General features: G+C 59.4%; 10 protein-coding genes. 3 read left to right on the plus strand and 7 right to left on the minus strand.

The features are described from left to right. Positions 1-779 precede the first annotated feature (779 nt). Positions 780-1475 carry an isonitrile hydratase gene (inhA, locus tag ACMXYI_RS15655; protein WP_415768003.1) on the minus strand — a complete coding sequence of 232 codons (696 nt, stop codon included), beginning with the start codon at positions 1473-1475 and terminating at the stop codon, positions 780-782. 90 nt (positions 1476-1565) lie between these two features. On the opposite strand from inhA, the gene ACMXYI_RS15660 reads away from it, so the two are divergent. Next, a complete protein-coding gene (locus ACMXYI_RS15660; protein WP_415768004.1) occupies positions 1566-2549 on the plus strand; it encodes a GlxA family transcriptional regulator in 984 nt (327 codons plus the stop codon). On the opposite strand, the gene ACMXYI_RS15665 is transcribed toward ACMXYI_RS15660, so the two are convergent. From ACMXYI_RS15665 to idi, 6 genes are all read right to left on the minus strand, one after another. Next, a complete protein-coding gene (locus ACMXYI_RS15665) occupies positions 2518-3420 on the minus strand; it encodes an alpha/beta fold hydrolase (RefSeq protein WP_415768005.1) in 903 nt (300 codons plus the stop codon). The two genes, ACMXYI_RS15660 and ACMXYI_RS15665, sit on opposite strands and share 32 nt — an antisense overlap. A 36-nt stretch (positions 3421-3456) precedes the next feature. Then, positions 3457-3846, minus strand: coding sequence for a hypothetical protein (locus tag ACMXYI_RS15670; RefSeq protein ID WP_415768006.1), 390 nt, complete (start codon positions 3844-3846; stop codon positions 3457-3459). 168 nt (positions 3847-4014) lie between these two features. After that, complete coding sequence (locus ACMXYI_RS15675) at positions 4015-5841, minus strand: glycoside hydrolase family 15 protein (protein ID WP_415768007.1); 1827 nt, start codon at positions 5839-5841, stop codon at positions 4015-4017. After that, entirely contained in the window at positions 5834-6634 is an 801-nt protein-coding gene (locus tag ACMXYI_RS15680; RefSeq protein WP_415768008.1) for a glucose 1-dehydrogenase, read from the minus strand. Before ACMXYI_RS15680 ends, ACMXYI_RS15675 begins: the two co-directional genes overlap by 8 nt. A 142-nt stretch (positions 6635-6776) precedes the next feature. After that, a complete protein-coding gene (locus ACMXYI_RS15685; RefSeq protein ID WP_415768009.1) occupies positions 6777-7817 on the minus strand; it encodes a terpene synthase family protein in 1041 nt (346 codons plus the stop codon). A 130-nt stretch (positions 7818-7947) separates the two neighbouring features. Further along, positions 7948-8529: an isopentenyl-diphosphate Delta-isomerase gene (gene idi / locus ACMXYI_RS15690; RefSeq protein ID WP_415768010.1), complete on the minus strand. Its 582-nt coding sequence runs from the start codon at positions 8527-8529 to the stop codon at positions 7948-7950. A 632-nt stretch (positions 8530-9161) separates the two neighbouring features. Here idi and ACMXYI_RS15695 point away from each other — a divergent pair. Both ACMXYI_RS15695 and ACMXYI_RS15700 read left to right on the plus strand, forming a co-directional pair. Continuing rightward, a complete protein-coding gene (locus ACMXYI_RS15695; RefSeq protein WP_415768011.1) occupies positions 9162-10334 on the plus strand; it encodes an MFS transporter in 1173 nt (390 codons plus the stop codon). Between the two features lie 185 nt (positions 10335-10519). Then, positions 10520-11254, plus strand: coding sequence for a thioesterase II family protein (locus ACMXYI_RS15700; protein WP_415768012.1), 735 nt, complete (start codon positions 10520-10522; stop codon positions 11252-11254). The last annotated feature ends 58 nt before the right edge of the window (positions 11255-11312 follow it).

Raw genomic sequence — 11312 nt, forward strand, 5'->3', positions numbered from 1 at the left:
TGTTCGAACCTTGGCTGAAACGCTGGGCGTTTCTCGAGGACGATACCCTGGTGACCGAAGGTCAGCTGCAGGCCGCTAAACTCGCGGGTTCAATGCTTGAAGCCTTACCTGTCTAAGGGTTTTCGGAAGGGCGGCTATAGCGAATGTCCTACACGCGATGGTAGCTATGTCGTCTATTGCACATTGGATCCGAAGCGTAATCTAGCCTCATCAACCGAAGCACAGGAAGTGCTCGGGATCACGGATGATCGACCATAAGCAAGGAATCGCTGCCGACAGGGAGTCGTAATGGTCTTGGGAAAAACCCGCTTCGGCGGGTTTTTTTTCGCCTGTCGAAAAGGACTTGGCAGATGAGTTTCCTGTAGCAGCTGCCGAAGGCTGCGTTCGGCTGCGCAGCAGTCGTAAACCATGCAAACACGGTGTGCCTGAAAGACCGCAGTGTCTGTTTCTGCGACTGCTGCGCAGCCGAACGCAGCCTCCGGCAGCTGCTACAGGAGAGGGCTTCAAGGCTGGAATGGTCAAAGGCTTACGCCAGAGCGCTGGTATGTCCTCTGTTTACGCTTCACCGATGTGTTTAATCTGGATCCATCAACTGAGTCGCAGGAAGCGCTCAGGATCACGGATGATCGACCATTGGCCAGGATGGCTGCCGACAGGATGTCGAAATGGTCTTGAGAAACCCGCTTAGGCGGGTTTTTTTATGGGCGATGGAAAATCCTCGGCGCGTCATTTTGGCCGGAGGGAACGGCAGCCAGGCACTGGCTGCCGGTCGGGATGGATCAGCGTGCTGACAATTGATCGAGTTTCGCCGCTGCACGTTCAGTGATTTCCGAGCGCAGTTTCAATGACCCGGCGGCACGTTTGCGGGCTTCCTCCAGCACACTCACCGGAGCCGTCTCAGGGCTGCCCGACGCAAACGGCGGTGCCGGGGCATATTCCAGCTGTAACTGCACCAGCTCTGCCGTGTCCTTATCGAACAGCTCCGCGGCCAGGGTCAGGGCAAAATCGATGCCCGCCGTGATCCCGCCACCGGTCAACAGATTGCCGTCGCGCACCACCCGATCCTTCACCGGGATTGCCCCCAAAGGCACCAGCAATTCGTGATAGGCCCAGTGAGTGGTGGCGCGTTTACCCTTCAGCAGACCCGCCGCACCGAGCACCAGCGCACCGGTACATACCGACGTGACGTAACGCGCGGTGGCGGCCTGCGCCTTGATGAAGGCCAGTGTCTCTTCATCTTCCATCAACGGCCCGACGCCACTGCCGCCGGGAATGCAGATCACATCCAGCTGCGGGCAATCGTCGAACGTGGTGGTCGGTTTCAGCACCAGGCCCGTGCTCGCGGTGACCGGCACCAGATCTTTCCAGATCAAATGCACCTTCACGTCCGGCAGCGAGGCCAGTACGTCGTAAGGGCCGGTGAGGTCCAGTTGCTGAACCTGTGGAAACAACAGAAAACCGATCTGCAACGTCATGGCATTTTTCTCATGAAGTGGGTGGACGACTTCACTTTAGGCTCGTAGGATTTGGCGTATACGCCAATAACCCAACGAATTACGCCAATCATGCCGAAAACCATTCACGTGCTCGCCTTTGCCAATGTGCAATTGCTCGACGTCACCGGGCCGTTGCAGGTGTTCGCCTCGGCCAACGATATTTCCCGCCAGCAAGGTTTTCCGCCACCTTATGCGCCGTCGGTGATTGCCAGCGGCGGCGGGGCGGTGATGTCGTCGGCGGGGCTGGCGCTGTTGGCCGAGCCGTTGCCCGAAGAGGGTAGTGACACATTGATCATTGCCGGTGGCTGGGGCGTTTACGACGCGGCGCGAGATGAACCGCTGGTGGCGTGGGTACGTGAACACGCGACGGGGTGTCGGCGGGTAGCGTCGGTGTGCACCGGCGCATTTTTGCTGGCGGCCAGCGGCTGGCTCGATGGCCGGCGGGTGGTCACGCACTGGACCCGTTGCGAGCAGTTGGCGCAGCAGCATCCGCGGCTGCAGGTTGAACCCAATCCGATTTTCATCAATGACGGTCCGGTCTGGACCTCGGCCGGGGTCACCGCCGGTATCGATCTGGCGCTGGCCATGGTCGAAGAAGATCTTGGCCGCACGATGGCCCTGGAAGTCGCGCGGCAACTGGTGGTGTTCCTGAAGCGTCCCGGCGGCCAGTCGCAGTTCAGCGTGACCCTTTCTTTGCAAAAGGAAGGCAACCGTTTCGACGAACTTCATGCCTGGATCAGTGAAAACCTCACCAAGGATTTGGGCATCCCGACCCTGGCCTTGCAGGCCGGCATGAGCGAACGCAGCTTCGTCCGCCACTACCGCGCCGACACCGGCCAGACGCCGGCCCGGGCCATCGAACTGATTCGGGTCGAGACCGCCCGGCGTTTGCTCAGCGATACCGGCGTGCCGATCAAACGGGTGGCGGTGCAATGCGGATTCGGCAGCGAAGAGACGCTTCGACGCAGTTTTCTGCGGGCCATGGGCGTTACCCCGCAGGCCTATCGCGAGCGTTTCAGCGTCAGCCCTCCAGCAGATCCAGTAACGCTCTGACCGTCGCCTCGGGCGCTTCTTCGGGAATGTTGTGCCCGACGCCCGCCAACACTCGCCGCTCATAACGCCCGGTGAAATGGGGAATGTCTTCGTCTGTCTCCGGTGCCGGTCCGACGCCATCGTCGGCCCCGCACAGGGAAATCGTCGGTACGCTGATTGGCGGCTGTCGGGTCAGCGCTTCTTCGATCCACTCCAGCGCCGGGTCGCCGGGCGCGTACATGAACCGGTGGCGGTAGGAATGAATCACCACCTCGACGAAATCCGGATTATCGAAGGCCGGTGCACTTAACGGATACAACTCAGGACCTTTGGCCCAGGTGGGTGACCACAGCTTCCAGAGTAATACGCACAAAGCCCGGCGATTTTTCGTCAGGCCTTCGACGCCGCGTGGCGTGTGGAAGTAGTACTGATACCAGAGGCGGTGCTCGGTTTTCGGGTCCAACGGTTCGGTGGAATGGGGAATGTCCTGAAGGTTGTAACCGTCGCCGGTCACCAGGCAACGAACCCGCTCGGGCCATAGCGCCGCCACAATACACGCCGCCCGACCGCCCCAGTCGTAGCCGCACAGGACGGCTTGTTGAATGGCCAACGCGTCCATCAGATCCAGCAAATCCTGAGCGAGGGCGGCTTGTTGTCCGGAGCGCAGGGTGTCGGGATGGTTGAAACGGGTCGGGCCGTAACCGCGCAGGTACGGGACGATGACGCGGTAGCCCTTGGCGGCGAGGACTGGGGCGATTTCGTCGTAGGCGCGCGGGGAGTAGGGGAAGCCGTGGAGGAGGATGATCGGGTCGCCGGTGGTAGGGCCGTGTTCTTCGTAGGCGAGCGACAGACTTGGAGTTTTGGTGAAGTGGATCAGCGCTTCATTGTTCATTCGACACTCCAGTAAGGGTTGTTTTTCACCTGTTTTCTAGGCTTCGATTTCCGCCACTTGATTGAAGTACTTCGACCGATCCGGCGTAAACGTCACCACCATGTTGGTCCGCGAACAGGTCAACGCCCGTTCTTCACCCAAATCGATATCCAGATCTTCCCCGCGTAACCCTTGCCACTGAGCGAGGTACTTGAGGGATCCGTATTTTTCGAGTTTTTTCAGGCTGCGGCTGACGCCACCTTTCCAGCCCAGCACCGGCAGTTCGCCGACAAGGCATCGTTGGGCGAGTTCGGGGAAACGGGCGGCGCGTTGGCGGCCGATTTCCCAACATTTGATCAGGCCCTTGTCCTGGCCTTCCCACAGTTCATCGCGGTTTAGTCCGGATCTGAGAGGGGTGTCAATGTTGCGGTGGATGCGCTGGGTCATTCTGGTTCCTTGAATTCGGGTTTTGTTGGACAGCTCCGCTGTACCCGTTGACGGACGATGGTAGGGGGGGATGTAACGGCTTGCAACAAAGGATTTTCCGGTGGTGGATGCGGGTTTTGTTTAAACAATGCAGGACTTCGGACTACACAAACCTGTGGTGAGATGCTCTCAAGGCTGCCAGAAACTCTTCTCCCCACTCAATTTCCGATCCAGAAAACACGCCGCACTGATCAGGGCCAAATGCGTCAGCGCTTGCGGTGTATTGCCCAGATGCCGCGCATGGCTGTCGAACTCTTCGGCGTACAACCCCAGCGGGTTGGCGTACCTCAGCAACTGTTCAAATTCCAGATGCGCCTTTTCCACCCGGCCGGCGCGGGCCAGGCATTCGACGTACCAGAACGAGCACGCGGCGAAGGCGCCTTCGGTGCCGTCGAGGCCGTCGATTCGGGTGTCGTCATTGCGATAGCGGCAAACCATTCCGTCGCGCACCAGATTCTTTTCGATGGCGTCGAGGGTCGCAAGCCAGCGCGGATCTTTGGCGCTGACGAAACGCACCAGCGGCATCAGCAACATTGAGCCATCAAGCGCGGTGCCGCCAATGTACTGGACGAAATGCCCGCGTTCTTCGTTCCAGAAATTTCCCCAGATGTCAGCGTAGATCGCCTGTCGGGTCTGGTCCCAGCGGGCGAACGGGGCGGGCAGTGAGCGTTTTGAGGCGAGGCGAATGGCTCGATCCAGTGCCACCCAGCACATCAGCCGCGAGTGCAGGAAGTGATGCTGCTCGCCACGCATTTCCCAGATGCCGACGTCCTTTTGCTCCCAGGTTTCGCAGACCTGGTCGACCACTTCCACCGCGTGTTTCCAGCCTTCATGGGAGATGGCGTCGCCGTATTTGTTAACCAGGTACACCGCGTCCATCAGCTCGCCGAAGATGTCGAGCTGGACCTGGTCGTAAGCCTGATTGCCGATGCGCACCGGTGTCGCACCGCCATGGCCGGACAGATGCGAGAGTTCGGTTTCCGGCAGTTCCTGGCGGCCGTCGATGGCATAGAGGATGTTGAGTTTCATCGATTTGCCGTGGCAATCGCTGACTCTCCCGCGCAGCCAGCGCATGTAATCGTTGGCCTCTTGAACGAAGCCCAGGCGCATGAACGCGTAGACGGTGAACGAGGCGTCGCGGATCCACGTGTAGCGGTAGTCCCAGTTGCGCTCGCCGCCAGGCGTTTCCGGCAGGCCGAAGGTCGCGGCGGCGAGGATTGCGCCATGCTTGCGCGAGGTCAGCAGCTTCAGCGCCAGGGCCGAGCGATTGACCATCTCCCGCCAGCGGCCGCGGTAGTTGGATTGGCCGATCCAGTCGCGCCAGAACTTCAGGGTCCGTTCCAGGCAGATCGCGGCGGCGCCTTCCTTGAATCGCGGATCGTCGATACCGCCCAGCATGAATTCGGCGCTCTGGTCCTGTTCGAGGGTGAATTCAGCGACTGCCGCATGGCCGTCCATACGCAAAACCTGATCCGAAGACAGGCGCAGGGACGGCTGATTGGCGGCCTCGAAGGTCACGTCTTCTTCATCCATGCGTGCTCGGGTCTTGGCGCGAGCGTAGTCATGGCGCACGGCGCAGCGCATGTGAAACGTTGCCTGGCCGCTGACCACACGAACCCGGCGCATCAGCACCGGCGTGGCATCTTCGCTGTCGCCGATGGGCAGCAGGTCGGTGACTTCGACGACTGCGCGGTCGCTGAGCCATCGGGTTTGCAGCACATTGGTGTCGGGCAGGTAAATCTGCTCGCGGCGAGCGTCGGGTAGATCCGGGGACAGTTGGAAAATCCCGGCCTCGGGCGTGTCCAGCAGCGAGCAGAAGATCGACGGGCTGTCGAATTCCGGCCAGCAGAAAAAGTCCACACTGCCCTTGTCGTTGACCAGTGCCGCGCTGCGCATGTCGCCGATGATGCCATGGGCATCGATAGCGCTTTGTCGTTCGGGATGATGATCAGCCATTGCCGCGAAACTCCGGATAAAGGCTCATGCCGCCGTCGATGAACAGGGTGGTACCGACGATGTAATCGGAGGCATCGGAGGCGAGGAAGACCACCGCGTTGGCGATGTCCTCGACATCGCCGACCCGGCCATAAGGAATGAGTTTGAGCAGTTCCTGCTCGTGGTCGCCTTCGGTGGCGGCGCGATTGATCGCTGTGCGAATGGCGCCCGGCGCGATGCCGTTGATGCGGATCCGCTGGTGGCTGACTTCCTGGGCGAGGGTTTGCATCAGCATGTCCACGCCGCCCTTGGACGCGGCGTAATTGACGCGACCGGCCCAGGGAATGCGCTGGTGCACCGAACTCATGTGGATGATCTTGCCGGCGGCCCGCGAGACACCTTCACGAACACCTTGCCGGTTGAAAATGCGCAGGGCGGCGCGGGCGCAGAGGAACTGGCCGGTGAGGTTGACGCCGATCACCTGGTTCCAGTCGGCGAGGCTCATGTCCACGGCCGGTGCGTCTTTTTGCATGCCGGAGTTGGCGACCAGAATGTCCAGAAAACCGAAGGCGTCGAGGGTTTGTGCGAATAACCGTTCGACGTCTTCTTCTTTGGAGACGTCGGCGCCAAAGGCGATGGCGCGACCGCCTTCAGCATTGATCTGGCGGGCGAGCTCCTCGGCGGGGCCGGCCTGAGCGTTGTAGTTGATCACCACGGCGGCACCGGCGGCGGCCAGGGCCTTGGCCGCGCCGGCACCGATGCCGGAACTGGCACCGGTGATCAGGGCGACTTGTTGGTCGAGGGAAATCTGCATGAATGTCAGCGCCTTGAGTTGAGGGCTTAATTAGCTGACTGGCGTTCGATGGCGGGAGTTCACGTCGAAAAATTAAAAGATCCTCACTGGCCGATGTATGCAAACCACGATAGACCCCTCCCGGGCCGGCGCTCGATGCGGATCAGCGCTCGGCACAATTCTGCGAAATCCGTTCAACGTGGTATCGCGCGCTGGTTTTGTGCCATTCCCAGTTTCCAGCGATCCACGCTTTCAGTCCTGTGAGGTAGCGTTTGAGCAAGGGTGATGCGTTGGTCAGCAGTTTGTGCTCGGCGGCTTCGTAATCGCACATGACGTCGTCGTGAATATCGGCAATGTGATCGATCGCCTGTTGTAGGGTGCAATTGTGTTGGGTGGCAAGCAGGTACGGCAGCTTGAATTCTCCCACCTCGTTCAAGTGCTCTTTGTAAGCAGAATAAAGGTCGTTGACCAGCGTCGTAGCGAGGGACGCCAGTGCGGTGATGTGATGGACCTCGGGTTGAGAATACAGGTTGGCCGGTATCTCGTACCCGCCAATAGGATCGATCAAAACCAGGCACGGCCAGAAGCTGTTGACCTGCCTGCTGGCCAGGTATTCCGCAATCGTCGGTTTGGTGCCATAGATGCGCCAGGCCCCCTCGGCGGCCATGGTCACAAACATGGCAATGCTTATCTGGCGAACCCGGGCGACTTGTGATGGCGAGCAGAACTGTTCGACCCGCTTCATATAAGCGCGCAGCCCCACCAAAACCGGGTCACTGTTCAGTTGGCGCTGCAGTTCGGTGTCGAATGGCCGAGGCAGGTAAACCGGGTCCATGGCTGCGATGGCAAACGAAAGGCGAGGGGCGACCGTTTCGGGGCTACAGCCGAGCGAACGGTCATCGCAATAATGATCATCGACTGCGAACAGCGCCGCGAGGCACTGGCCCTGTAGCAAGAGTCGATCAGGATCGTTCGTATCCACGTGACAGAGCATGGCGTAGCGACCGAAATTCGAATCGCGGATCTTGTCGAGCTTGCCGGCAAAGATCCCGATGTCCTTGACCCATGACATCAACCGATCATTGACCTCTTTTCCGAGTGCTTCGTCGATTCGCCGTGGCGCTGGACAGCGGAGCGGGCGCACCATAAACGGTGCAATCGTCCGCGGGTGAGCACTGGCAAGTAGGGGCGGCTGATGAGTCATGGGGTTCTCCTTTCTTCAATGGCTGTTTACATGAGTAACCAGGTTCAAAGTGCTTGAGTGAGTTGCAGTAAGCATCGCGTCGAGTCTTTGCTCAATTTTCGGCAAAGGCGTAGTCGAAACCATCCGAGGGCTATTGGCGGGTTTCTCGTGATCGGGAGGGGTATGGCCTGGCGGCCGCTTCTGCGAGTTCTTTCCAGGCGCTTATTCCGGCAAGTCCGGTGGTCTCGACTATCCGACGGAACCAGACCGTGAAGGTATCGGGGGCAGCGGCGATGCACGCGGGGATTTGCGAGAGCTTCATCCATTGCCAGGCATGGGCTTCTTCGGGATTGGCGATGGGGTCGCAGTGGCTGATACCGACGAACACGTGGTCGAATTCGTGCTCGATCAGCTGGTTCGAGACCTCTTCGCGATAGAGCAGGGTGGAAACCTTGCGCAGAGAACACGTCATTCCCATCTCTTCCTGCAAGCGGCGTTTTGCGGCTGACGCCGTCCGCTCACCAGGCCGGGGATGGCCGCAGCAGGTGTTGGTCCACAAGCCTTGAGAATGGTATTTGCCGAAGGCGCGTTGTTGTAGCAAGAGACGGCCAGCGTCATCGAAAATGAAGATCGAGAATGCTCGATGCAGAAGACCGTTTTGATGGGCCAGCAGTTTGGGCGCGCAGCCCTTTTTGCGATCGCGTTGGTCGACCAATACAAGTAATTCTTCCATAGCAAGACTCCAGTGTGTCTTCGCTACTGGGCGTTACTACTGACCAGACTACGTAGGAAAATTCAGACGTGTGCATGTGCTTGTTGAAACTTAGTGGGTGGTTTTGTCAATTGCAAATTTTATTTTGAATTTTGTTAGAGTGTTCGGCGCTACACATTTTTAATGTGTACAGCTCTAGGCGGTTTGTATGAGTTTTGTAAAAGGCTATATGTTTTCTGTGGTGATGGTTATAGCCAGATTCCATAGGTGTTGGCATTGTAAATGCCGGGTGGAACTATGGTCATTTTTCAAGTTGATTGTTTTTGTAGTTATGTGTGTTCTTGGTTCTGCCGGGTTTATTGGTGGCGGTGCTTTAGATGGGGTCGCACGTAATTCGGATGCAGTTGTTGTGTATGCATTAAGTGCGCGTCCCAATACTTAAAAATATTTTCAACAATGCCTCAAGTTAAAACCGGTATTGGCAATTGTCAGCGAACCTCATCACGCAATTGAACTTCAAGCTCATCTTTAGTTGGCACAGTTGGGCGTCTGTGCTTGCCCGCGATGGGGTCTTCACATTCGACTAACAATTCGACCCTTTCCCCTAAACCAGCCTTATGGCAACTTGCAGACCCTTGTTGAGACCTGCACCTATGGCAAACCCCTACCGCGAGCTGTTCAAAGCCCCTGGCAGCAGCGCTTTTGTGCTGGCCGGGATGATCGCGCGCATGCCGATTTCCATGACCGGCATCGGCCTGATCACCATGCTCTCGCAATTGCAGGGTGGCTACGGACTGGCTGGCGCAGTGGCGGCGACGTTTGCCCTGGCCACGGCGTTTTGCGCGCCGCTGGTCTCGCGGCTGGTGGACCGTTTCGGGCAGCGTCGGATCTTGCCGGTGTCGGCGCTGATCGGTGGCGGGGCGCTGTTGCTGGTGTTGCTATGCACTCGTTTGCAGGCGCCGCAGTGGACGTTGTTTGTATTCGCCGCGCTGGCCGGCTGCATGCCGAGCATGTCGGCGATGGTCCGGGCGCGCTGGACCGAGGTGTATCGCGGCCAGCCAGAGCTGCAAACCGCTTATGCGCTTGAGTCGGTGCTGGACGAGGTCTGTTTTATCGTCGGACCGCCACTGTCGGTGGGATTGTGCGTGGTGGCGTTCCCTGAGGCGGGGCCATTGGCGGCGTTGCTGATGCTGGCGATCGGGGTGACGGCGTTTGTGCTGCAACGTGACACCGAGCCGGCGATTCATCCTCATGAAGACCATCATCAGGCCTCGATCATTCGTTCCAGCGAGATTCAATTGCTGATGCTGTTGATGGTCGCCATGGGCACCATCGTCGGCGTGGTGGACGTGGTCAGCGTGGCGTTCGCCCAGCAGCAGGGCCAGCCGGCGGCGGCGAGCATTGTGTTGTCGGTGTATGCCATCGGCTCGTGCCTGACCGGTTTGGCGTTCGGGGCATTGCGCTCGAAACTGCCGTTGCCGCAACTGTTTCTGTATGGCGGGGTGGCGACGGCGGTGACCACGTTGCCGTTGCTGCTGGCGACGAACATTCTCGGGCTGTCGCTGGCGGTGTTTGTCGCCGGGCTGTTTTTTGCGCCGACGCTGATTGTTGCGATGGCGTTGGTGGAGCGCATTGTGCCGCCGGCCAAACTTACTGAAGGCCTGACCTGGCTGGTGACCGGATTGAGCATCGGCGTGGCGATTGGCGCGGCCAGTTCCGGGTGGCTGGTGGATGCGTTTGGGGCGCGCAGCGGGTTTTGGGTGGCGATTGCGGCTGGCGCGGTGGTGCTCGGTTCGGCGGTCCAAAGTTTTCGCCACTTGAAATGAAGATTAATTGTGGGAGCGAGCTTGCTCGCGATAGCGGTGTGTCAGGCCCATTAAGACCAACTGACACTCCGTCATCGTCGGAACGCCGCCCGGAGCAAGCTCGCTCCCACAGGGTTATCTGTACGACTAATTCCCCGTGCCCCTCATCCGTTCTTTTATACAGACAACTTTTCGAGGTAAGCCCGGTGACCCAGCTGACATTGCTCTGCCTGCCCTATTCGGGCGCGAGTGCCATGGTCTATAGCCGCTGGCGGCGCAAACTGCCGGAGTGGCTCAAGCTGCAACCCGTGGAATTGCCGGGGCGTGGCGCCCGGTTTGGCGAACCCTTGCACACCGACATGCGACGCTTGGCGCTGCAACTCGCGCAGGAACAAAAAGCCACGCTCAAGACGCCATACGCGCTGTTTGGCCATAGCCTTGGCGCGTTGCTCGCCTGTGAGATGGCCCATGCGTTTCGCTCCCTGGGCTGTCCGGAACCGGTGGCGCTGTTCGCTTCGGGCACCGCCGCACCGACCCTGCGTGCCGACTACGACCGGGGGTTCGCCGAGCCCAAAACCGATGCCGAATTGATCGAGCAATTGCGCACCCTCAACGGCACCAGTGAAGAGGTGCTGGCCAACGACGAGCTGATGAGCCTGACGCTGCCGGTCCTGCGCGCGGATTTTCTATTGTGCGGGCGCTTCGAGCCGCAGCAGCGTCCCTTGCTCAAGTGCCCGATCCATGTGCTCGGCGGCAAGGCTGATCGCGCCACCACCGAGCAGTTGATCGGCTGGAGCAAGGAAACCCACGGCAGTTTCTCGGTGGACATGCTGGCTGGCGGACACTTCTTTATCCATGAGCACGAAGCCAAGGTATTGCGGGTGATCAAGGATCAGCTGGAAGTTCATCATCGGCGGCATGCCATGGAAGTCAGCGCCTGACCCGATCTCAGCATCACTCAACACCTGTGGGAGCGAGCTTGCTCGCGATAGCGATCTT

It is taken from the genome of Pseudomonas lyxosi (genome assembly GCF_047758685.1).
GTDB classification, from domain to species: Bacteria; Pseudomonadota; Gammaproteobacteria; order Pseudomonadales; family Pseudomonadaceae; genus Aquipseudomonas; species Aquipseudomonas lyxosi.